The following is a 24,200-nucleotide window of genomic DNA, read 5'->3' as shown; positions in this document are numbered from 1 at the left end:
ATGGATCAGGAAAAGCAAGTATAGATTTTTCATTTACGAGATTTCAGAAGGACAACTAAAAATAAAGAAATTAGCCAGTTTCACAAATTCATCCAACAGCTGAATCTCTAAAATTTTGTAAAACCTAGCCATGAATTACGGGTTTCACAACCAGAATAAAAGATGAACTTCTTTTATATGGAATCCGTGACAATCTGCTCGGGAGGCCGTCAAAACTGAGCCCCCATAGGAATTTTCATAAAAAAACTCCATGTGAATCAATCACATGGAGTAATACTTTTTGGTGGCCTTTTGCTCTTTTCTAGTCTTTCAAAGTCACTGTTCTCGTTACCTCATTGAAGTCTCCGGGGATGAGATTTCCGTTGGCATCCAGCAATTCCAGTTTGATGGTAACCTCGCCTTTAGGAAGTCCCTTTATCACATAAGGAGCCCATTCGGTGATCATAAATTCCTGGCCATTAATCGTAGCTCTCACTTTATTTCCACTCTCTGACAGCGTTGTATTTAGCAAGAAAAAGTCAAGTAGGAGATTTTCAGTATCTGCTCCGCTATACTCTCCTTTTGGGCGGCTATAGATCATGGTTGGCTGATCCAAATCTACATTCATTTCATCGCCTGCTTCACCTACAACCATTTTTTTTGCAATGAACGATTTATCATTCTTCACTGACTCATGGTATGATCTGCTTAAAAATGCCACTAAATAATGTGTACCCTCAGGAAGTTCTCTCTTAAATTCAGGTTCGTAGTGAGCCGAATAAGGCATATTATCTAAGATAAAATGGATATGTTGGCCATCGCCTGAATTGGCTAAATTACCTGCCATTCCATTTTTCTCAGTTTGTGCTCCCAACTCATAGTTTCCTACTTCGAAAGCAAACTCAACTTCTCCTGCTTTAGCAATTGTGGTGCTAGTGGGTTTTTTCAAAGTTAAAGAAGACGTCAAATAGTCCGGGGAATCGGTGAATTTCTCAATGGAAATTTCTGCAGCTGCAGTCATTTCCGTTTCCTCCATTACTAATTCCTCATTTTCTGCTTTTTTCGATTGGCAGCTAACTGTTATCAATAATGCCACTGCAGCGGTACCCAATATTTTTGCATTCATAGTTTTCAGTTTTTGATGGTTATAATTTTAGTAAAAGTCTCAAATGCCATTCCATGGCTATTCTTTATGATAGTTGAATTCAAAGTTATGGATCTCAAAATTAATATCATCTCATCTGGCAATTGATTTCTATTCGGGATCCATCAAAAAAGGTAGGTAAACCTAAATTTACGATGTTTTGAAAAGAACTCCATCATTTTATTAAATCTAAATCTGAACCTATCATGTATTAACATGCTAGAATAACATATGGTCAAAAAGAATTAATTGCGCCAAACCTCCCTGAATTGGGTAAATTTATCCCCGCTTCAACCTTACCTATCACATCTTCTCCAGAATAAAGGGATTAAAGAACAAGCGATACCATAGAACTACCTATTAATTCCCATCTTACACTTTCCTACATCCTTACATGAAGTTTAGATTTAATCGATAACTATTTTGAAATGAAAGCAGCAATCCGAAGATCCTATGGTAGTCCTGAGGTAATTAGTGTTGAAACCATTGAGCAACCAGTTCCCGATGACGATGAACTTTTAATCCGGGTCTTTGCCACCACAGTGAATCGAACGGATTGTGCCAATCTCACAGGCAAACCTTTTATTATGCATTTGATGCTTGGATTAATAAAGCCTAGAAAAATAATTATTGGGACAGATTTCGCTGGCCAAGTCGTGGAAGTAGGGAAAAACATCAATGGCTTCCATAGCAATCAACGGGTTTTTGGATTTACAGATATGGGTTTAGAATCTCAGGCGGAATTCATTGTTTTAAAACCCAAAGGCAATATTTTGGCTATCCCGGAAAACATCAGTTTTAGGCAAGCCGCCGCAAGTCTTGAAGGTGCACATTATGCCTATACATTTACTCGCAAGGCAGCAATACAATCCGGACAAAAAATACTTATAATTGGCGCTACCGGGGCAATAGGCTCCGCTTTGTTACAATTTCTCAAAACATTCGATGTATATGTGACCGCGACCAGCAACACGCAAAACATCCCCCTAATCCTATCACTGGGAGCAGACAGAATATATGATTACACCAGGGAGGATTTCACTCAGGATGATGAGAAATATGACTTCATAGTTGATGCAGTAGGAAAAAGTACCTTTAGCAAGTGCAAGCACCTATTGAAAAAAAATGGCATCTATAGTTCTTCAGAGTTGGGGCCTTATTGCCAAAATATATTCTTAGCAATGCTCACTCCTTTCTTAGGCAGCAAAAAAGTGATCTTTCCTATTCCTTATAGCCTGACGGAAACACTTCCCTATATAAAATCCATGCTGGAAAAAGGTCTTTTCAATCCCGTAATCGATCGTGAATATGCTCTGGACGAAATCGCAGAGGCCTATGACTATGTACTTTCCGGTGAAAAAACCGGAAACGTACTAATCAATTTATAGCCCTTGATGAAGTACTGTATCCTTAGCCAATTGCGAGGGAATCAACTATACACTAAAGACAATGCCCTCTACTTTCCGACCTGTCGCCTGCTGTATATTGTCTCTCTTTAATTTCTCCAAGCAGCTCATCTAAGCGGTTTTTTAGAATCTGGGGCTGTTTGATCACCACCAAATCACCCAGTGCGATCACCCAACGCACAAATCCCTCAATGGAGGAATTCATAAAAGTCATCTCTGTCAATCCTCCCATTTTTTCTTCTGAAACAAAACCATTATTGTACTTTGAGTTGGCCAGGTATTTCAAAGAACCATCCGGTACCTCCAGAATAATCTGATGCAGTTTTTGTTCACTGGCTATTTTGTCCAGATAGGTCTGAAGGGAAGGATGTTTTGCCGTGGAATAAGAATTTTCCGTCACCTGCATTTTGCTGAACCGATCTAGCCGGAACGTACGATAATCATTTCTCAGACGGCAAAAGGCCAAAAGATACCATTGCTCATAGGAATGAAACAAACCAATGGGCTCCAGTTCACGATCTGATTTTCGCTCTGGGTCAAATGTCATATAGCTTGTAGCCAATATTCTTTTCTCAGAAATAGCGAGAAGGGCCACTTGAAAAGCCTTACTGGATTTATTTGCAGCCTGGGAAGGGCCTGACTTCAAAACCTTGATGGTATCCTGCACTTCTACCAACAAATCTTTCTCGCTTGATTTCAATACCGCTTTGATTTTAATCAGCGCCTCTTTAAAAAATTTACTGCTCTGCTCATCCAGAAGTTTTTCCACCAACTTGTCAGCTACCAAAAATGCCAATGCCTCTTCCCTGGTAAACATGATTGGAGGAAGCCTATACCCTTCCACCAGGGAATACCCCTGCCCCGCCTCACCGATAATCGGCACCCCAGATTCTTCCAATGCTCTCACATCCCGGTATATAGTGCGCAAACTTACACTGAAACGCTCCGAAAGCTCCGCAGCACGAACGGTACGCTTGGACTGAAGGTGGGTAAGAATGGCTGTAAGCCGGTCTATTCTGTTCATGGAAATAGGGTCAATAGTATGAAAGTAAAGAAACTTGAAAAAAATCAGAAAAACTTTCAAATCCCAAAATCCTACTGACATAGGGCTGACACTACGCGGTTGTTTATTTGGGTATTCTTAAACAAAACACAAGCAAAATGGAAACTACAACATCATCAACAACAGCTCAAATCATCAACAAAGATCAGCTTTTGACCCACTGGCAAGGACATCGCAAACTTACCCGAAAAGTGTTGGAAGCTTTTCCTGAGAAAGAACTTTTTGAATTCAGTATAGGAGGTATGCGGCCTTTTGCAAAGCTGGTCAAAGAAATGCTGGCAATGGCAGCACCAACAGCTCAGGGATTAGCTACCGAGGAATGGGAGGCTTTTGATGAGGAAAAAGCAGAGCTGACTACAAAAGCTGCACTTTTGACCAGCTGGGATGAATCTACTGAAAAGATCGAACGCTATTGGAAAGCTATTCCTATGGAGAGATTTCAGCAACACTTAGTGGCTTTCGGGCAATATGAAGGCACAGGCTACAGCACATTGTTTTATATCATAGACAATGAAATTCATCACCGCGGGCAGGGCTACGTATACTTGCGTGCCCTGGACATTACTCCTCCTAACTTCTGGGAGCAGTATTGATTTTAATTTTCTCAGCAGTGGTCTGTGTATGCACAGACCGCTTTTACTTCACCTTTTCAGGTTTATCCTAAAGCTCATTTATATTCTTCATAGTCTATTTCAGAACATATCTTCATTTTCCAAGCAATAAATTTCAAATATTTCTGTAGCGAATAAAACTTGTCTTTCGTCTTGGTAAGGTATTAAAAAACTTAACCAACGATTATCTATGATGAGTGTAAAATCTTTTGCAAAGAAAAATCTTAAATCACTTTCTACTGTAGTATTACTAACCGGAATAATGGGGTTGACGAGCTGCTTGGATGACGACAATGACCCTATTGAGTATCCAGATGCAGGTTATATTTCTATTTATAACGGAGCTCCGGATGGCCCTGGAATAATCGTTTTTGCTGATCAAAATCAGGTGAATAATTCCCCGTTGAAATATTCTGAAGCGCTGCCATATAGCAATTTCTACCCTGGTGAGAGACTGTTCAAGTTTTCCGAAGGCAATTCTGTGACTTCCCTGCTTGAAAAAGAATTTGAAGTGAAAGTGGATTCAGTGTACTCTCTATTTATGGTAGAAGACGGAGAAGAACTGGATGCAATTTTGATAGATGATGACTGGTCAGAACCTACAGCTAGTAAGGCCCAAATCAGAATGATCAACCTTTCTCCTGATGCGGGAATAGTGTCTCTTCTGATCGATGACGACGAAGTGCCTTTATTCGATGACTTAGAGTTCAAGAGCGCATCGGAATTTAAAAGTGTGGATTCGGATAGAATAGATTTAACATTAGTGTCAGGTACGGGAGATACCCTGGCGACTGCCACAAATGTGGAGCTTCGAGGAAGTAGAGTATACTCACTGATAGTGAGGGGCTATGCCCTTTCCACTGAAAATTCCAAAAAACTTGATTTGCAATTATTGACCAACTATATAGACTACTAAGTTAGCTTACTATCACAATTGAAAATCCCGGCCAAATCAGGTCGGGATTTTTTTATGTAAGTTTCAAAGCATTGTGGATGTATAGGACGCAGCTTCGTGACATTCATCGCCACCGTTCGTACCACGAATCGCTTTCCCGTTGAGCTTTATGCTATTTCTCCAGAAGCAGGATCTGATTTACCCTTTTATTCCATTCTTGCTTGTCCTTCAGGGCCGATCTGCCTCTTCGTTTCTCAAGTTCATCAGTTATTTGCTTTTCATACTAATCTCTGGCGGATCTGTTGTTTTATTACCATGTAGTCTCTTAATAAATAGATATAGCGACCAAAAGATTTAACATCCCTGATTCCTTGAAATCATTGTTTTGATTGATGATCTTTCCGGAAGAGTTTTTAATATGAACCCGGCTAGATCATTGAAAAATTGGAAGATTGATAAAAACTGGCGAAATTATGGCTTAAGAACCTGATATTGAACTTATAAACTCTCTTTGCCATGCTTCAAAATTCCAACGCATTCAGTGGTTTTTCAGTGGATGACCTCGCAAAAGCCAAATCTTTCTATAAGGGCATTCTTGGTTTGGATGTATCAGAAGATGAAATGGGATTTCTAGTACTTCATTTTAGTGGTGGAGGTAATGTCATTATTTATCCCAAGCCTGACCATACACCGGCTACGTTTACTGTTCTTAATTTCCCAGTGAATGACATTGATCAAACAGTGGATGGATTGACTGCAAAAGGCATTAAGTTTGAGCAGTACTCAGGCACTATCCAAACCGATGAAAAGGGAATCTGTCGTGAAAGCGGTGGGCCATTGATCGCCTGGTTTAAAGATCCGGCAGGGAATATTTTGTCGGTGCTTGAAGAGGAATAATTGGTTGGTTTTCAAACTGCCTTAGCAAACTTTATTAAGATGAACTTCTTGCCTAGGATGAGGATCAATGTATAAAACCACTGGCCCTATTGACCAAATCATTAACATCTTTACCTTCCGCGCGTCAAAACAAACAACGTCTTTCTGAGCGCTGTTAAATTTAAAAGTGATCTTTGTACATGGCCCACAGCGTGATTCCAACTTCTGGAGGAGTAAGACAATTGCCTGACCTTTGCTGTCGAATTGCACAAAAAAAGAGTTTTGACTTTGCTATGATTCCACTCCCAATTGTGATTTAGCTCCCCGGATATGGGTTTCGTCTTGCGTTTCTACTGCAAAGAAACCGTAGGCCAATGGCGCAGCAGCGGCACGTTCCAGCGTCTGTTCATAAAGATTGTCCCAGACTTTTCCACCTTGTTTTTCGTACTCGGTGATGAGTGCTTTAAGGCTCTCTTCACCAAAAACATTTACATGTCCAGAAAAGTCATGTGAAATATCACTGACATGTGCAGTGGACCAGTCAATAATTCCACTCACAACACCTTCCTCAGATGTGAAGACATGTCCTGCATACAGGTCACCATGAATAAAAAGCGTAAAGTCAGGCCAAAGCTTATCATTATCCAACCACTTTCTGTAACGCGTTTCCAACTCAGTACAAATACCAAGCTCCGATTTTACCAGCTGCAAACGATCTGCAATTTCAGGCCTCACTTCATTCGGTTTCAGTATCTTCAAACCATTTTCCACAACATCCTTTTCGTCAATACTGTGTAGTTCCACTAAGGCCTTTGCCAATGATGGTACATAGTTAGGACTTTCCTGATTCATATTCCATGTCACTTCGTAGGTTATCGCATCAAAAGTCAAAGCAGGCTTGTCTTCCAATAATGGATAAGCGACCAGTTTCGGAGAAGCGATTTGCCAATCAGGAACCTGTACCGAAAGGTGTTTTTTAACCAACTGAAGAATGCATTTTTCTTTTTCGATCTGTTCGCCTAAGTCATTACGTCTAGGAATTCGCAGCAACCATTGTTTTCCGTCTTGATCAGTGGCAAAACCTACCTTGAAGTCGATGCCCATCTCATTAAATTTCATATCGCCCGAAAGAAGCAACCCATGCTCTTCGGCAATTTCTTGAATATCTTTGATTGTCATTTTAATTTTCAAGTATATCCACTAATCTGTCACTAAAAGGTCAACGCGACATAGAATTTGCTGAGTTCTAACAAAAATGGGGTATATACCCATCTGTTATCGGTTCTCCAGCCATTAAATCACAGCAAATAAAACTCCTAGCTGCCATCAGGGATAATTATATTAATTTTTTCTCAAATAATAGGTCAGGCATTCTCATTCTTTCCCTAGATCCAGGTACTGCCTTTAAAGGCAATTCGAATAAATAAGGGAAAAAATACCCCCCGACCAGGTTTGCATGACAGTCTACCCAACCTAAAATCTGAATACTGGTAACTTCCTGCTATTTCTCCCCTCCTCCAAAATTCATTTTAAAGCTGGCTCCAAACAACCCAAAGGTATTGCCATAGCCAGAGACTTGCTTTACTTGATAATTATAAAATGGCATGATCACATAGTTAGCTCCTTTAGTCTCCAAGACACGAAGGTTGACCCCAAAATTCAACGTGGCAAAAGGATAAAATTTTCCGCTTTTGGATTCAAGCGGCATGCTTTCTGTCACTGTCTGCTGCTTCATGGATAATGAAGAATAGCCCATTGCATCATTATTATAGACTGCTACTTGTCTTTCTACCGTATTTTTTTGATTTGCATTTTCATTTACCGCATAGAAATTCGAAAATCCTGCCTGGATGGAAATGGAGTTGCTCCTAGTGACAGGGTACTTCACAAATACAGGCATCTCTACCTGCATCTGACGCACCTCCAGTTTTTCTGTCTGAGGATAGTTGTTGCCCAGGGACATCACCATGCTTTCCTGCTTCGCATTTTGACTGAGATAATTAACCCCAAGACCAGAACCCAAAGTCAGTTTGCCAGGAAGTTTGATATCCACCAGCATCCCCACTCCAATCGTTGAAGCTGTGGCCATCTGATTTTCACCTTGCACGGAGCCAAATCCAGGTGATACGCCCATGCCCAGCCCAACAGTCGTTTTATCTTTTGGAATAAGAGGGAAGTCGCTCTCTGTCACAAACGCCTCCTTTTCCTCAGGTTCCACAGGTTCTTCTACCTTAGCCAATGCAGGTATTTGCTCTGTCGATTTCACCGTTGGCAGCTTTTCCCCCTCTTCTGATTTCGCTATAAGTGGAGGATGTTGTTTAATAATCTTTTCTGTATCTTCAACTTCTTCTGTTTTGGGGATTAGGGGAGGCTCTACCATTTTTGCGTTTTCCTTTACCTGGGCAATGGTCTTTTCATTGGAAACTAAAGGCAGTTCCGGTAAGGATTTCACTCCTGTTTTCTCAGGCTTTTCTACAGTCTCAGGAGCAGTAGCTAAAGCCTTGGTATCGATAACGTTCCCTTGCGGCCTGGTATTATCTGATGGTTCTGCTTGATTTTCAGAGCCGGAGACATTTGTATTTGGCTTCAGCGCTTCTAGATTCGCAACAGGAGAATCTTCAATAGATTCCTGCTCTATAGCATCAGTTATAGTAAAGTCCTCTACTGTGTTTTTAGGCGATTCTCCAGCACTTTCTGCAAGCTTAGCTTCTCCTGAATCTGCAGCATTTTCATTTCCGGAGAAATCAACAGAATTCAATCCCACTGCCAACAGCAGTAAAGACGCGGCAATCCCGCTTGCCCAAGCGGCAATGGTTTTACGCTTCTGGGCTGCGCGTTTTTTCTGAAAACCTTCCCATGCACCCAATTGGTAAGGCACGGAGGCTTCGACTAACTTCTTTTTAAGGGAAGCAGCGATTTCGTTATCCAGCTTATCTTCCTTCATATACTTTCAAGTGTAATGAGACTAATTTGCGGAGCTGGGACTTTGCCCGGGCCAAATAGACTCTGGACGAGCTTTCTGTCAAGCCCAGCTTTTCACCAATTTCCTTATGACTATACCCTTCGACTTCATAGAGATTGAATACCATTTTATGGTCTTCCTGCAGTTGGTTGATCAGCTTGATGATATCCTGAAATGCCAGGTCCTGAAGTGCACTCACCTCATGGAACACAGCCGTCTCCTCGGATACATCCGTATGATTCTGAAACTTCTTCTGCTTGCGGAAATAGTCTATCGCGGTGTTGACGGTGATACGGCGAAGCCATGCCTTCACAGACTGGAAGTCATCGAAATTTTTAATAGACCCGAAGAATTTGATAAAGGAGTCGTTCGTGATCTCATCGGCAAGCATTTTATCTTTGGAATAGGACAAACTTATCCCCATGACATAGCCATAGTATTTTTTATAAAACACCTCTTCATACTTAGCTGATCGTCGTTTGCAACCTTCAATCAGCTCCTGATCAGTCCAATTCAATTCAAACCTATTAGTCTATGGTTCACGACAACCCCATTGTAGTCGGAATTCTTATTAGCTTGCTATTTACTTTTTCTTTTGGCGGGCATTCCCTCTGAGCTACCCCCCGTCTTAGCCCCTTCTATCGTCTTATGCTCATGTTCAATCGAGGAACTTATACAAGCGGCTATTTCCTTTAGATCCTGGTGGTAGCCAGGATTTGATACAAAATTAGACGCTTCTACCGGAAATCCCGAATTGATTGAATCATTCACTGAGCCAGCATCCATAGCGCTACTCGCCAATATCAAAACCAAATAGATTCGAAGAAGTATCTTCATAATGCTTTTTTACCCTGACGGACAGCATATCCAATACGCTACATCAACCGAAAAATATTTTTCCGATTGATGTAGCGGTATTCAGCGACAGTCGCCGATAGCTGCAACCAATGAGGCGTATGGAAGTAGTTCGTTGGGTCAGTATAGAACTTGCCCTGGTACTCAGATCTCCAGGCCATCTATTGTTTACACCATAAACCTGACGAAAGTCAGTCCCTTCACTGAGCTCTTGCAGTGGTAGGGGAAACAGATGATCCTACTTTTACACTTTCAAAAAAGCAAGTCATTTACATTACACATATGAATTATCCACCACTTGTACATACATTCCACATCCCGGTAATGGGACTTGGATATACAGTAGATACACCGATCAAAGTTGCCAAATATGGTATTTCCAGTGTGATCTCTATCATGGATGATCACCTGCTGGAAGACATGCGGAAAATCTACTCAAAAAAATATGTGCGAGAGTTTGTTCCTATTGCCGATACCCAAGAAGACTATCGGGCAAAGCGCATTACGGCATATCTGGATTTGACCCAATCCATAGTGGAGGAGCAATTCAATAAATTGGTGAACGGAGATTGGACTACCAACACTGAATTCAGAAAATATCTGGAACTACTTCCAGAAAGTGCATCTATCTTGAGTATGGTTCAAAAAATTGAACAAGGACCGGATTCAAAGCAATTTCAGCTTAAAGAAGAATTGAAATCCAAACTGGGTATGGGTTCCATCGATGTGAATATCATGACGAAAGTAGACAAACTCAACAGTGACAAAGCTGGAAATGAATTGCCACGGGAATACTCAGACGCATTATCCGCTCTGAGAGGATTTGCCCATAGTAACGTAAATGGATCAGTGGTTTTCTCTGCCGGAATGAATCCGGCGCTGTACAGCTATTTAGCGCAATTCCCAGCATTCTATCCAAATCAATTCGGAGAGCTTTCCAAAGGGGTTATACTCAAAGTCAGTGACTATCGTTCTGCATTGATCCAAGGAAAATTTTTGGCCAAGAAAGGGATTTGGGTATCAGAGTTCAGGATAGAATCAGGATTAAATTGCGGTGGACATGCCTTTGCAACTGATGGTTTCTTGATCGGGCCAATATTGGAAGAGTTCAAGACCAGAAGAATAGAGCTTTACCAAACACTTTATGAAACCTGCCAAAAGACACTGGAAGAAAGAGAATTAAACAAACTTTCTGCCACTCCTCCTTTCAGGATAACGTACCAAGGGGGGATAGGCACCGCTGGTGAAGATGTGTTTCTGCGGGAGTTTTATGGATTGGACGGCACAGGCTGGGGTAGCCCTTTTTTGCTTGTGCCGGAGGCCACCTCAGTAGATGATGATACGTTGAAGCGATTGCTAAGCGCAAAGAAAAGCGATTACTTCTTGAGTTACGCATCACCTCTAGGCGTGCCATTTAATAATATCAGAACTTCTTCAGGTGAACAGCAGCGCTTGGCAAGAATAGAGAAAAGCCGTCCCGGCAGTCCTTGCTACAAAAAATTCCTCCTGAACAACACAGAATTTACCGACAACCCCATTTGCACTGCATCCAGGCAATACCAAGGCCTAAAAGCTAAGCAATTTGAAATCGGAGAAATCAGTGCTGAGGAAATTGAAAAAGTAAAAGCAAAAGATTGTCTATGTGAAGGATTGAGTGCGCCTGCGATTTTGGCGGCCGGAGAAATTCCCCGTCGTAATCTGACAGCAGTAACAATTTGTCCCGGCCCAAACTTGGCCTACTTTAAAGGTATTTTTCCCCTTAAAGAAATGGTGGATCATATCTACGGTAAGCTTTCCTTGAACGTGGATCCGGAAAGACCACACGTTTTTGTAAAGGAATTGCAGCTTTATGTGACTTATCTGAAGAAGGAATTTGAAACAAAAATCACAGAGAAAACAGCCAAAAAAGATGCTTACTTGGAGAAGTTCAGAAATAATCTGATTGACGGAGTCAGCTATTACCAAGAATTGATAAACAGCATTCAATTGGATTCCGAAGATATTTTGCAAAAAATGAAAGGGCAGTTTCTAAGTATTAAAAAAGAAATTAAGTCTTTCCGATCTCATTTAGTGACTGAAATTCCGTGAAAAAATTTAATTCTTTGGCCTGTGTCTGCAGGCCTTCCCTAAACACCTCCCAAAGGGATGTGCATCTAGGCCATTGTCCCTTTTCCGAAAAAAGCGTCAGCCATACTAAGAACTGAGCATTCTCAATATGGCTGATGCATAGACGACATTTTTTAAACTGTCGGATGTTTTATGCCAGGGGATTATTTATCCTTGAACTCTCCATTTTTTAAAACCATGGCATTCTCCATATTGGCAAGGATGGCGTCATAAGCTTCACCATTTCCATCTTCATTATTAGGACCTACTTCTACCAGTCCATCCCCGTTACCATCGGACACTAAAGATGGTGACACGCCTTCAAGGAATTTGTCCATGTACATTGTCAATAATAGATCCTGAGCGCCATCTACTTCCAGACCTTTATTGAACATTATCTCTACTTTATCTTCAAGATCTATGTACATAATAGCCGGAGTATCAAACCAAGTAGCCTTTGCTATTATAGAATAGCCATACATTTCATCCTCTTCAGAAACATCCTGGGCTTTTACCAGATCAAAGTCAAGTTTCCCATAGACACCATTGTAAGCCTTAGCGGTTCCTATTGGGACCACGGTAACTTCTCCGTCTTTCACCAAACTGAGCGTTTGCGGGCTATTAGTTCTGAGTTGGACAATAGTCGGTTTTTTACTTTCTTCACTGACAGCCCTCAAGATAAGCTTGACGTTATCTATCGACATCCTTACATCAGAAATGGCAAAGTTGCCATACACCAAATTTGTGGTACGGGCATTCGGATCAGCTTCACTGTCTGCGATAGTGGCTGATATAGTCACTTCACTCTCAGCACCAAGAGGGGCCGTCTCATCTTCCGGGGTACATGCTGCCACAAAAGCTGTTGCCGATACAGCCAACAGAAGGCTCTTAAGATTTTGTTTACATGTCATACTAGTAAATTTTAAGGTTAAGGATTGGTTAATTTTTATTGATTGTTTTCTAATTACCTGGGAGATTACTTGTTCACCCATTTGATGTTTTCAAATGCGCCTTCTGTCACCTCAATGACTTCCCCGCTTTTTTGGTCCTTGGCGGTAAAATGGAAAGTTCCGGAAATCAATTGATCCAGGGTATCGATAGCAGTGACAGTTATATTCATCTTACCTGTATGATTTGAACTGGCCTTAAGCAAATGCTCGTCTGCGCTTTCGGATTTCCTTTCTTCTACGCCCCCCATAGCTCCTTCAAAAGTTCCCTCTATCTCGTCAAGGACTTCCCATTTTGTAAATGTGTCCCCTTGGCCTATGTCCATCAGACGCTCTCCTCCGAGCTTAAAACCCACAGCCAGCCCCCTCTTCTCTTCCTCTTCTTCCAATACCCGGATCCCGTACACAGTAAGCAAAAAATAATCCTCACTTTTCTCCATTTCTGCCTTCACAAACTCTGAGGCCAATAAACCCTTTCCCCCTTCTACTTCAAATGGTTCCCCGTTCATTAAGCAACTGATTGTACCCTCGTTATTTTTGGTAGATAACCCTTCATCCACCAAACTGCATCCCACTATTCCCGAGGAGATCAGAAAAAACAAAATCATTCTTATAATAAACTTAATATACATGCAGTTTTATTTAATACTTAATGACCTTTATCCGTAAGGGAAGTTTGTTGATGTTCACCATATTTTGAGGGAAATATCCCCGACTTGTCATGTTGCTTTCCTTTCTAAAATTCCATATAAACCGTTATTAGCTCATATAGTACATTTTTTCCTATATATGATCATATTATATGCCATTCATCGAATAACATTAGAATCCATTGGCAGAGCTGTTTGGAAAAGATTCTCACCACTAAAGACAGTAGTTTACAGCTACTATCAGGAACTGCATAGAACCAAAAAACATCCTTCGGGAAGGATGCCTTATGTTCAATTGTAATTTGCTTTAGAAAAAGAGGGATAAGATCAGGGCATTCATACAAGCACAAGTAGATTGGTGTATCTTCTTTTTTCCTCTACTCCGCTTTCAGAATTGTGGCCGGATTAGCCTTCACTATTTTCCTAATCTGGGAACTGACTGTCCCGGCAATTACCAAGAATAAAACTAAAAGCCCAAAACCTAATGGAATTGCCCCCACGCCAGAATGGAAAGCAAAGAAACTATTGAGGAAGGCTGAGATCAAATAAATTGACAACCCTCCACCCAGCAAAGATGCAATTCCCCAAATAATGAGGTATCGCCTGGCGAGTTTCATAGATAAATCCCCCAAGTCAGCTCCAAAAACTTTTCTCACACAGTAATCTTTGATGTGTGTATTCATGTTCAAAGACACCAGACCAAACAGGCCCAGTGCAGCCAGAATAATGGCAAGGATAGCCGAGAACAAAATCAGATTCTTTACCCCACGGACATCGGCAAAATCTCTGTCAAAAACTTCAGTCTGTAACTTGCCTTCGAAAACTCCTCTTGGGATTGTTTCGTGCCAGATTTTTTTAACCAATTCCATGGTAGACCCTGCAGATCCCGGAGCCATCTTCAAAGTAAGGTAATTGAATGTTGTGTCCGCAGACGCACGGATCACCAGAGGGTCAATTGGGTTTTGGAAGAAAACTGTATGGAAATCCTCCACCACACCGACGACTGAAAACTCCATGCTATCAAGGGTTATCTTTTCCTTTAATGGAAACTCCAGTCCTAACCGATCCAGAAAAGTCTGGTTTACCACAACGGATTCTTGACTCTCAGAAATCAGATCCGGATTAAACATGCGCCCTTGCTTCACTTTTAATTCCAAAACTTCAGAATAATTGGCTTCCGCATCCATAAGGCTTACCTCATACTTTTCTTCATCAAAAACCACTTCCTGCTCTCTTATCCAGTTTCCAACGTAATCCTGACTCCCACTGATTTTGTTCACAGCAGCAAGGGCTGAGAGCTTGTTCTTCAACGGTAAATAGTCTTCAGAAGCTGGCACATTTACGATAATTTTATCCGAGCTTTCATATCCCCAATCTCTGGTTGAATTAACATAATTGGTCTGGACAAAAGCCACTCCTGCTACAATACTGATGATCGCAAGGGTAAATTGAAAAGTCAGCAATACACTGGTTAAGAAACTTTTACTTCCAATCTTTTGGTTACCCTTTAGGATACTGACTGGCTTGAATGAAGAAACGTAAACCGCAGGATACAATCCAGAAACTATCGTAATAAAAAAGAGCATAGTTCCTAAAAACATCCAGACGTACCGATCATTAAGCAGATCAATTTTGAGATTTTTAGAAGCGATATCGTTGAATCCCGGAAGAAAGATAAAACCTGCGAAAAGGCAGCCAAGAAAAATGGCAAAAAAACAGACCATAAGATTTTCGCTCAGAAACTGGGCCACAAGCTGGCTTCTCCTGCTGCCCATCACCTTACGCACCCCAATCTCCTTTAACCTTCTGGATGCCATCAACACAGCTATATTGATGTAATTGAACACTGCTAAAATCAATATAAAAAGTCCGATTGAACCCAAAAGTATCTGTGGGCCTATTCCTAAAAAGTCCCTAACCCCTTTTTTAATCTTGCCTATTTGATAAACCAAATCTGTGTAGGCGAGGAGACCCAACTCAACGTAAGGCTTTTCAGGATTGATTTGGTTTTGTTGCTTTTTCAGTACTGCCAATCCGGGACTCAGCATGGCTGGACTTACTCCCTTTTCCAATTGAACAAAAGTCCATAACTCTGAATTCCATGCATCTTTGACGGGAAGGTCTGCACTGGAATACGGGTGCGATTCAAAATTCACCAAAAGGTCAAAATTGAACATATCCATGTCCTTCAGGTCGGCAAGAACTCCACCGACTTTATACAGTACTTCTTCTCCGTTGACCACTAGTGAGAGTTCCTGCCCGATAGGGTGAGTATCCCCAAAAAGTTTTTCAGAAAGCTCATCGGTCAAAATCACTTGATTTGGCTCCCTGAGTGCTCCAGGATATCCGTATTCCATCCGGTAAACAAACATTTCCATAAATGCAGGATCTACATACAATACGCGTTGATTGTAATTTTCATTGTTTTGCATCAAAAGGGAAAAATCCATCAAAACACGTGAGTGATTTTTCACCTGGCTGAGCTGCTCTGGGATCAGCTCCGAAATCGGTTCAGCAACAGATCCGTAGGTCACTAGACCATTTTCCTCCTCAACAGTATAGGTTAGTTGATAGATTTCCTCCTTGTTCGGCTGAAGCATGCCTTTGAACCAAATCTGGGCGATAAAAAGATAAGCCACCATACAGCAACCCACAGCACAGGCCAATCCAAACACAGAAATAAAGGTGGTCCCTTTTTGCTTAAGGAGATTCCTCCAACCGATTTTAAAATAGTTCTTTAACATAGCCCCTTGGTTAAATGACCGATAAGTTGATTTGGTACGTCTGATGTTGCTCCATCTAAAAAAGCTGAGCACATGGATAAAAAAACGGAACCTGGCATAGCCTATTCCCCGCTCGGCTAAATTCAGGTAAAATAGCTCATATGCATCTCCCTGAATCTGCTCCAATCGATTGGGATTGCAATAAAATTCCAAAAAGCGATCTGGCCATTTGGGAGGATAATGTTTGCGCTTATTGTCCATAAGAGAAGTCCAATGCCAAAGGGGGAAGTTGGTCGAAAAGTTTGTTTCTCTGGTTTTTGACTTCTTCGATTGCTAATCTGCCTGTAGCGGAAAGAGTAAATAAACGCTTGCGCCTACCTCCTCTTTCTTCGGTGGCTCCGCCCATGTAGGATTTTAAAAACCCCTTTTCTTCCAGCCTATTTAACACGGTATGTATTGCCGAAATATTGACTTTTCTGCCTGTTTGATTTTTGATCTCTTGCAATACAGCGACTCCATAAGCCTCCTGGTCCAAGATCCCTACTGTCAGTAGAATCAACTCTTCCAATTCACCCAAATGATAACCCTTCATCTATGTTCCATTATGTTTACAAATATAAATGTAATACATTATTTTCATATTTGTAAATATAATAGATGAAAAACTGTTAAGCCCAATTCCTTAATAATCCGTCCTGCTCAGAACAGCAGCAAAAGTCCGCAATAACTAACCAGACCTGTTTCGTAACCAGACGTGCTTTGGGGCTGGCCGCAAAAGCTAATAGAAGGATAACTGGACTTCATAAAAATTTCAAAGTGAATAACTTATCTTGGGAAATGAATGTTGAAGTAGCGATAGCCCAACCTTCAAAACATGCTATTCTAACTGAGTTTTTTTCAAACAAAATCCCTTTCTCATGCCAGTCCATACTATTCTAGGTGCTAATGGCAATATTGCTAAAATTGTATCGGCAGAACTTGCCCATTCAGAAATTTTAGTCCGTCAGTTCAGCCGAACTCCTAAAAAAGTAAATCCCACAGATGAATTGATTTCCGGCGATTTACTGGACCCCACTGCTGTGTTGGAGGCTGTAAAAGGCTCAGAAGTAACATTTTTATTGGCTGGGATCCAGTACAAATCCGCTGTTTGGGAAAGAGACTGGCCAATTATCATGAGGAATACATTAGATGCCTGTATTGCCCATGGATGCAAACTGGTCTTCTTCGACAATATGTACGCATGCGATCCATCGCAAGTCAGTCATCTCACAGAAGAAACCCCACTCGAACCTCGAAGTAGGAAAGGAAAAGTAAGAAAGCAGATTTTGGACATGCTATGGGTTGAAGTGAAAAGCGGAAAAATTTCTGCTATTGTAGCCAGAGCCCCAGATTTCTATGGGCCGGATGCCAGCAATTCGGTGCTGGATGAACTGGTAATCAAACGGATGAAAACCGGTAAAAACGCACTATGGCTTTATTCGGGAAATAAAAAGCATTCCTTCATCTATATCCCCGATGCGGGAAAAGCAACGGCATTTTTGGCATTGCAGGAAGATTCCTGGAACCAGACATGGAATTTGCCAACCGATGATTCCTATCCTTCTGTAAAAGAAATTGTAGAAATGATCAATCATGAGCTTGGCACCCAACTTAAGCTTCATGTGATGCCGGCTTGGCTGGTCAGTACCCTCGGGCTATTCATGCCTCTGATCAAAGAAATCGCCGAACTCCGCTATCAGTTGGATTCACACTATTGTTTTGATTCCTCCAAGATCGAGAGAGCCTATGGGCTCAAGCCCACCAGGGCGAAAGAAGGACTGAGCCTTTGCTTAAAAGACTGAAATTACTTGGCACTAAGCTGTAAGGTGTAGAGTATAACCCCATCATCTTCTGTCTCGGATAAGCCTGCGACTTTGGAGACTACAAATTCACCGTTTTTATTAATCACTGTAGGACTATCACTAGTGGCTGGAAATGCCACATCTGCTGCAAGTTGATTGAAATCTTTATCAAAAATTGCAGCATAAAATGGATCAGCCTTACGAACTGAAATCCTGTATGCATGTACATCATCTCCCCTTTCAGGATGATTTTCCTCAGAGAGCCCTTTGTGATAAACAGCCACATAATATTCTCCGGACTTAAACAGATTGGTGACTGCACCTCCAATCTGTTTATTGTTCAAAAGATAATATTGCGAAGGGTCATCTGAAGAACTCGGTATATTTTCTACCCATCCAGGAATGTCAATAGTTACTGTTTTCTCATAATCATATCCCAAATCCCCCTTTTGATAGATATAGATTTTTGGCTCAAACCATGTACTCAAAAGTAAATTTTCTTCAGTTCGGGTATAAACAGGAAACAACATTCCATGCATCTGACCATCTCGCAGAGCGGAAGACTCTGGCAGTCGTACCGTATTTACCGTATCCCCTGTCTCAACATTCTTTCCTTCAATGACCGGTGAATTATAAAGCGCCTGGTAAAAATCAATTTCTCCCATCCCTATACTGGAAGAGGCCGGCCATGGTTTGGGATAATATATCATGCTTTCATTCTGAAAAACCCCCAATTTCTGAAAGAACATATATGGCTGGAAATCATATGGAATCTTTATCTCCCCTATTTTAACTGAATCCCTAAATCTCACATAGCCTTTGGTCTCCGACATCACAGTCACGTCCCCTTCCAGGTACCCTATGCCCAATACCGAAGCAACTGCATCTACCCCGTCAGGATTCAATTTATGATGGGTGAGAATTTCTCCGGTCTGTGTCACTTCCATATACTCCATATAATCGGCTGTTACAATTAGATACTTGTCTAGCTCATGATCATAATCTATTAATCTCATTTCCCCCAGATAATCAATTTCAACGGAATCAATGATGTCAAAAGAAAAAGATAAATTCTTATTCATTCCAGCATCTGTTTTTCGATTTCCGCAGGAAAAAATTATCAAGGAAGCTATGGATAAAAATGTTACTCTAAGAATCAGTGACATAGATCTTGATTTGAAAGGATATTTTTAAACGGATGGATTAAAACTATTGAAAGTTTACTTTTCAGTCAACTTCAATTTATATAGAACGATCCCATCCTCTTCGGTCTCGCTCAGACCCGCAACTTTTGAGACTACCAATTCCCCTTCATTATTGACCACCATCGGAGAATTGCTTGAGCTTGGAAAAGGAACATTTGTGGCTAATTGGTTGAAGTCCTTGTCGAAAATTGCTGCGTAATAAGGATCTCTTTTTAGTATATCTACTCCATAGCTGGTGGATGGATCAAGCTGAGCTAGCTCTTCTTCTGAAATTCCGCTGTGATAGCTAATCAAATAATAGTCTCCTACTGTAAAAACATTCCCCAGATTTCCAGGTCTAATTTTCCTGATTTCTTCAAAGAACTTCTTAGGCTTATCCGCTGGCACAGGTGTATAAGCTACCCAATCTGGGATAGCAACCTCTACAGTCTTTGAATAGACAAACTGATCCCCTTCCTTATGGTACACATAAAATTTTGGCTCAATTCCGATACTGAGAAGCAACTTATCCTTATCCATAGTATAAACGGGCATCAGAAATCCGTGAATCTGATTATCAAATACTTCAGAGGTTTCAGGTAATCTGAGTGCACTTAAGGTATCTCCGGTGGTTTTATCTTGAGATTCAATGATCGGAAGATTATACATAAGTTGAAACATGTTTTCTTCTGCATGATTGGCCATCAATGAAGTTGGAACTGGCTTTGGGTAATAGATTTTATCACCGGATTCGAACAAGCCAAGCTTTGGATTGAGAAGAAAAACATCATAGTCATAAGGCAAAGTGATTTCACCAATTTTGGTAGAATCCTGAAATCTGAAGTAACCCTTTTGAACATCAAAGACAGTCACGTCTCCATTAAAATACCCAAGGCTTACTGCACGGACCACTACATCTATTCCGTCCCGGTTGAATTCATTGTGATTCAAAATATTTCCCTGCCAATCTACTTCAAGGTATTCCCTAGGCTCTTCTGTAGCAAGCAAGAACTTCTCGGTTTTTGGTTCATAGTCCAGCAGTTTCATTTCCCCAAGATGATCTATCTCCACCGAATCAGTGATTTTTAAAGAAAAAGTGATTGGCGTGCTCTCCGATTGGTTTTTTTCTGCACAGGAAAAAAAGCTACAGAACAGAACAAGGGTTGTAATTTGGTTGAAAGGACTTTTCATCTGTTTATAAGTTAGGTTTCTTAGTTCATTTAGGACGGTAGTCGAGAGACTTTCGGCAAGTAATAATCATTCCCCTGTGTGTCGAGCTCCCGTCATGGGTATTTCATATGATTATAATTTGTCTTTTAAGGGCCATATGGAATCTCGCATGCATTATAATCATCCCAGTGTGTGACATTTTCGTCATGCTCGATTTCATCTGTTTATAAGTTGTCTTTTAGGGTCATATGGAATCTCGCATGGATTATAATCATCCTAGCGTGTGTCGTTTTCTACATGCTCGATTTCATCTTTTTATACTTGTTTTAAGATGGTCAGATGGAACCTTTAGCGATTAAAATAATCATTGTCCTGTGTGTTTTAATGATGATTTTAATCGTGTCGATTTCATATGTGAGTATGGGTTAAAGTAAAAATCTGATTTAATATGCTAATAATAAATTACTTGTAAACATATCAATCCATTATTTCTGCGTCAATTTCAACTTGTAAAGTATAATCCCATCCTCTTCTGTCTCAGATAAGCCGGCTACTTTTGAAACAACCAATTCTCCTTCATTATTGACCACCATCGGGTAGTTGCTTGTGCCAGGAAATGGGACATTTGTAGCCAATTGGTTGAATTCCTTGTCAAAAATCGCAGCATAGTTTGGATTCTTTTTGCGCCGGGACAGCCCACCGTCATTTGGTTGGCCAAGCTCTGACAGCTGCGCTTCTGAAATCCCTTTGTTATAGACTACCACATAGTTATCTCCCACTCTGAAGAAGTTTGTTAGATTGCCTGACAATTTCTTTGAAAAACCTTCAAAAAATTGCTCTGCCTTATCCATAGGGACAGGATCATAGTGAATCCAATCTGGAATGTTCACATCCACAGTTCTTTCATATTCAAACTGATCCCCTACTTTATTGTACACATAGATTCTTGGTTCTAACCACATGCTTAGGAGTAACTTATTCTGATCCATGGTATAAACCGGTATAGGAAATCCGTGAACCTGATCATCAAGTAAGGGAGAAGTTTCCGGTAATCTCAGCGCTGCAAGTGTATCTCCCGTGGTTTTATCCTGGGATTCAATTATCGGAAGTCTGTACATAGCATGATAGAATTCGCCTTCTTCCATGTTAATGGCTAGCGATTCAGGCCAAGGTTTTGGATAAAAAAATTTATTACCGGATTCGAACAAGCCCAGCTTTGGGTAAATCATAAAAACTTGATTGGGATATGGAATAGTGATTTCCCCTATTTTAAGAGAATCCTGAAATCTAGAGTAACCCTTTGGAGGATTGAAGACAGTCACATCTCCATTGAAATAGCCCAAACCAAGTGGAGAGCTCACAGCGTCTATTCCATCCTCATTGAATTTATTATGATTAAGAATATTTCCCCGTGCATCAACTTCTAGGTATTCCTGATAAAATTCCGTGGAGAGCAAGTATTTTTCAGTTTTCGGATCAAAATCTATCAGCATCATTTCCCCGAGATAATCTATCTGAACTGAGTCAGTAATTTCGAGGGAAAAAGTTTTAGGAACGGAAGTTTTTTCGGTTTTCTCACTACAGGATATAAGTCCAAGAACTGCCGTGTTGAGTGCAATTAAAATCAGGTTGTGTTTCATGAGAAATGGAAAAAGTTAGGAAGTGAAAAGTTTACATAATTTATTAAGCCAATGGTAAAAAACTAAACGCTAGGCTATTATACAACTAAATCTATGTTTGTTAACCCATTTTAACAAAGCAGTGAAATGCCGATTATCAACGATTTTAGAATTTATAAATAGGAACGTAAAACCCACCCATCGCCTTAGCGTGGGTGGGATGTAAGCGACAAACACTAACCTGGTGAAAGAATGTACTGATGGATCGTTTCCGGTGATGCTTCACCTATTGAACAAACGAAATTTCCATCCGACTAAAGTAGATACTGATCCCCCTAGTGTTTACCAAGTGTAGATGGGTGCAGAAACCATAACTGATGGGTGATCCTTGTTCTAACCTACGGGGCCATTTACAGTACAGCTAGGCGGGGAATGTACCGGATAAGAAAATGGATAGGGCTTACCTCTAGCCCCCTTACTTCAGTTTCAAAACCTGCTTTACCGGCTATGGTGAAAAACAGGGTTTAACTCCTCATTTAACTGGCCTGCCAAGCTATTTCTAGGATACGTGGTAACAGGGATTAGATGGAATTTTAACTACTATGGATATACGGAATCCTGCGGGTAGCTTATATACTGACAGTTGGTGACAATAGCTTGGTTGTCAGTAAAAAACAAGGTTATTTGGTCAGTAGAATGAAGTTGATATACAAATCATACAGGTTTAGGATCTACCCGACAAAGGAACAAGAATCTTTGTTGGCCAAACATTTTGGGCATTGTAGGTTTGTGTTCAATAGGTTTTTGGATGAACGTAAAGAGAAATATTTAAACGAAAAGACTTCTCTTAACTAGTATGACAACGCAAGGACTTTAACTGAACTGAAAAAAGAGGAAGGGTTTTCCTGGTTAAAAGAAGTGAATAGCCAATCATTACAGGCATCTATCAGAAACTTGGATACTGCCTACAAGAACTTTTTTAACAAGCAGAACAAGTTCCCAAGATTTAAATGTACGGCAGGAGTTTCAAAATACCACAAAATGTATCCGTTCAAGACAGCAAACTCGTGATACCCAAATTCAAAGAGGGGATCAGGTTAAACCTTCATAGAGCGTTGGAAGGTGAACCTTTGTTTGCCACTGTTTCAAAATCAACAACCGGTAAGTAGTATGTTTCTATTACGTGTGAAACAGAACATAAACCGTTTCAAAAAACTGGTAAATCAGTAGGTATAGATACGGGTATAAAGGAACTTGCAATACTTTCAGATGGAAGCAGCTATGAAAATATCAGATCACTTAAAACCAAATTAAAGAAGCTCAGGTTTGGGCAAAGACAGCTTTCAAAGAAAACAAAAGGAAGCAGATCAAGGGGCAGTCATTGCAGGCATCTATCAGAAACCTGGATACTGCCTACAAGAACTTTTTTAACAAGCAGAACAAGTTCCCAAGATTTAAATGTACGGCAGGAGTTTCAAAATACCACAAAATGTATCCGTTCAAGACAGCAAACTCGTGATACCCAAATTCAAAGAGGGGATCAGGTTAAACCTTCATAGAGCGTTGGAAGGTGAACCTTTGTTTGCCACTGTTTCAAAATCAACAACCGGTAAGTAGTATGTTTCTATTACGTGTGAAACAGAACATAAACCGTTTCAAAAAACTGGTAAATCAGTAGGTATAGATACGGGTATAAAGGAACTTGCAATACTTTCAGATGGAAGCAGCTATGAAAATATCAGATCACTTAAAACCAAATTAAAGAAGCTCAGGTTTGGGCAAAGACAGCTTTCGAAGAAAACAAAAGGAAGCGGGGCAAGGGGCAGGCAAAAACAAAAACTTTCTTTAGTACACGAACAAATAAGCAATATCAGAAAGGATTATCTGCATAAGGGATCAACTGAACTCATCAAAAACCACGACATACTATCAGTTGAAGACCTTGCTGTAAAGAATATAATGAAGAACCATTGCCTGGCACAGGCAATGGGCGATGTTTCGTTGGGTGCATTTTACAGTATGCTTGAATATAAGGCCAATTGGAACGACAGACCATTTGTTAAAATCGACCGGTGGTTCCCATCAAGCAAAAGCTGTTCAGCCTGTGGATGGATAAAACAAGAGGTAACCCTTTCCATAAGGGAGTGGGTTTGTGGATCTTGCGGTGAG

At 40.7% G+C, this 24,200-nt stretch carries 22 protein-coding genes; 9 read left to right on the top strand and 13 right to left on the bottom strand.

The genetic code is table 11. The features are described 5' to 3' along the window. Positions 1-301: 301 nt before the first annotated feature. The gene (locus AS141_RS24705) at positions 302-1,105 is read right to left on the bottom strand and encodes a hypothetical protein (RefSeq protein ID WP_057940398.1); all 804 of its coding nucleotides are present in this window, start codon (positions 1,103-1,105) and stop codon (positions 302-304) included. A 446-nt stretch (positions 1,106-1,551) separates the two neighbouring features. Here AS141_RS24705 and AS141_RS24700 point away from each other — a divergent pair, with 446 nt between their 5' ends. Then, the gene (locus tag AS141_RS24700; protein WP_057940397.1) at positions 1,552-2,511 is read left to right on the top strand and encodes an NAD(P)-dependent alcohol dehydrogenase; all 960 of its coding nucleotides are present in this window, start codon (positions 1,552-1,554) and stop codon (positions 2,509-2,511) included. Between the two features lie 52 nt (positions 2,512-2,563). Here the strand turns inward: AS141_RS24700 and AS141_RS24695 are convergent, their stop codons facing one another. Next, complete coding sequence (locus AS141_RS24695; RefSeq protein ID WP_198293618.1) at positions 2,564-3,553, bottom strand: helix-turn-helix transcriptional regulator; 990 nt, start codon at positions 3,551-3,553, stop codon at positions 2,564-2,566. A gap of 137 nt (positions 3,554-3,690) precedes the next feature. Here AS141_RS24695 and AS141_RS24690 point away from each other — a divergent pair, with 137 nt between their 5' ends. The 3 genes from AS141_RS24690 to AS141_RS24680 all read left to right on the top strand — a co-directional run bounded on the left by AS141_RS24690 (position 3,691) and on the right by AS141_RS24680 (position 5,995). Further along, positions 3,691-4,185: a DinB family protein gene (locus AS141_RS24690; protein ID WP_057940395.1), complete on the top strand. Its 495-nt coding sequence runs from the start codon at positions 3,691-3,693 to the stop codon at positions 4,183-4,185. A 208-nt stretch (positions 4,186-4,393) separates the two neighbouring features. Continuing rightward, positions 4,394-5,119 carry a DUF4397 domain-containing protein gene (locus tag AS141_RS24685; protein WP_082632430.1) on the top strand — a complete coding sequence of 242 codons (726 nt, stop codon included), beginning with the start codon at positions 4,394-4,396 and terminating at the stop codon, positions 5,117-5,119. A gap of 495 nt (positions 5,120-5,614) precedes the next feature. After that, positions 5,615-5,995 carry a VOC family protein gene (locus tag AS141_RS24680; protein WP_057940393.1) on the top strand — a complete coding sequence of 127 codons (381 nt, stop codon included), beginning with the start codon at positions 5,615-5,617 and terminating at the stop codon, positions 5,993-5,995. Between the two features lie 270 nt (positions 5,996-6,265). On the opposite strand, the gene mph is transcribed toward AS141_RS24680, so the two are convergent. The 4 genes from mph to AS141_RS24660 form a co-directional block, all read right to left on the bottom strand. Then, entirely contained in the window at positions 6,266-7,153 is an 888-nt protein-coding gene (gene mph, locus AS141_RS24675) for an Mph(E)/Mph(G) family macrolide 2'-phosphotransferase (RefSeq protein WP_057940392.1), read from the bottom strand. A gap of 322 nt (positions 7,154-7,475) precedes the next feature. Then, complete coding sequence (locus tag AS141_RS24670; protein WP_057940391.1) at positions 7,476-8,918, bottom strand: hypothetical protein; 1,443 nt, start codon at positions 8,916-8,918, stop codon at positions 7,476-7,478. Next, complete coding sequence (locus tag AS141_RS24665) at positions 8,905-9,453, bottom strand: RNA polymerase sigma factor (protein WP_057940390.1); 549 nt, start codon at positions 9,451-9,453, stop codon at positions 8,905-8,907. Before AS141_RS24665 ends, AS141_RS24670 begins: the two co-directional genes overlap by 14 nt. Positions 9,454-9,515: 62 nt before the next feature. Then, on the bottom strand, positions 9,516-9,773 hold the full coding sequence (locus AS141_RS24660) for a hypothetical protein (RefSeq protein ID WP_157243588.1): 258 nt from the start codon (positions 9,771-9,773) through the stop codon (positions 9,516-9,518). Between the two features lie 300 nt (positions 9,774-10,073). On the opposite strand from AS141_RS24660, the gene AS141_RS24655 reads away from it, so the two are divergent. Further along, the gene (locus AS141_RS24655) at positions 10,074-11,879 is read left to right on the top strand and encodes a hypothetical protein (protein ID WP_057940388.1); all 1,806 of its coding nucleotides are present in this window, start codon (positions 10,074-10,076) and stop codon (positions 11,877-11,879) included. Positions 11,880-12,061: 182 nt separating this feature from the next. Here the strand turns inward: AS141_RS24655 and AS141_RS24650 are convergent, their stop codons facing one another. The 4 genes from AS141_RS24650 to AS141_RS24635 form a co-directional block, all read right to left on the bottom strand. Beyond that, a complete protein-coding gene (locus AS141_RS24650; protein WP_157243587.1) occupies positions 12,062-12,808 on the bottom strand; it encodes a hypothetical protein in 747 nt (248 codons plus the stop codon). Between the two features lie 65 nt (positions 12,809-12,873). Continuing rightward, complete coding sequence (locus AS141_RS24645; protein WP_057940386.1) at positions 12,874-13,452, bottom strand: DUF6252 family protein; 579 nt, start codon at positions 13,450-13,452, stop codon at positions 12,874-12,876. Positions 13,453-13,871: 419 nt separating this feature from the next. Beyond that, the gene (locus AS141_RS24640) at positions 13,872-16,478 is read right to left on the bottom strand and encodes an ABC transporter permease (protein WP_057940385.1); all 2,607 of its coding nucleotides are present in this window, start codon (positions 16,476-16,478) and stop codon (positions 13,872-13,874) included. After that, positions 16,468-16,809: a PadR family transcriptional regulator gene (locus tag AS141_RS24635; protein ID WP_057940384.1), complete on the bottom strand. Its 342-nt coding sequence runs from the start codon at positions 16,807-16,809 to the stop codon at positions 16,468-16,470. The genes AS141_RS24640 and AS141_RS24635 overlap by 11 nt, the downstream gene beginning before the upstream one ends. 325 nt (positions 16,810-17,134) lie before the next feature. Between AS141_RS24635 and AS141_RS24630 the strand changes: the two genes are divergently transcribed. Next, positions 17,135-18,058, top strand: coding sequence for an NAD-dependent epimerase/dehydratase family protein (locus AS141_RS24630; protein WP_057940383.1), 924 nt, complete (start codon positions 17,135-17,137; stop codon positions 18,056-18,058). A 2-nt stretch (positions 18,059-18,060) separates the two neighbouring features. Here the strand turns inward: AS141_RS24630 and AS141_RS24625 are convergent, their stop codons facing one another. The 3 genes from AS141_RS24625 to AS141_RS24615 all read right to left on the bottom strand — a co-directional run bounded on the left by AS141_RS24625 (position 18,061) and on the right by AS141_RS24615 (position 22,052). Further along, entirely contained in the window at positions 18,061-19,140 is a 1,080-nt protein-coding gene (locus AS141_RS24625) for a hypothetical protein (RefSeq protein WP_057940382.1), read from the bottom strand. Between the two features lie 138 nt (positions 19,141-19,278). After that, positions 19,279-20,433 (bottom strand): hypothetical protein, encoded by a 1,155-nt coding sequence (locus AS141_RS24620; RefSeq protein ID WP_057940381.1) that lies wholly within the window; start codon positions 20,431-20,433, stop codon positions 19,279-19,281. Positions 20,434-20,897: 464 nt separating this feature from the next. Further along, positions 20,898-22,052, bottom strand: coding sequence for a hypothetical protein (locus AS141_RS24615; protein ID WP_057940380.1), 1,155 nt, complete (start codon positions 22,050-22,052; stop codon positions 20,898-20,900). Positions 22,053-22,727: 675 nt separating this feature from the next. Between AS141_RS24615 and AS141_RS27510 the strand changes: the two genes are divergently transcribed. The 3 genes from AS141_RS27510 to AS141_RS27160 all read left to right on the top strand — a co-directional run. Then, entirely contained in the window at positions 22,728-22,886 is a 159-nt protein-coding gene (locus tag AS141_RS27510; RefSeq protein ID WP_082632429.1) for a helix-turn-helix domain-containing protein, read from the top strand. Positions 22,887-23,209: 323 nt separating this feature from the next. Further along, positions 23,210-23,590 (top strand): transposase, encoded by a 381-nt coding sequence (locus AS141_RS27505; RefSeq protein ID WP_082632432.1) that lies wholly within the window; start codon positions 23,210-23,212, stop codon positions 23,588-23,590. Positions 23,591-23,657: 67 nt separating this feature from the next. Further along, positions 23,658-24,200 (top strand): transposase (locus tag AS141_RS27160; protein WP_262481015.1); only part of this gene is annotated, 543 nt, incomplete at its 3' end.

The organism is Algoriphagus resistens (assembly GCF_001442615.1).
Lineage (GTDB): Bacteria > Bacteroidota > Bacteroidia > Cytophagales > Cyclobacteriaceae > Algoriphagus > Algoriphagus resistens.
Note: the sequence above shows the minus strand (reverse complement) of the source record. Positions and strands in the feature narration are given on the sequence as shown.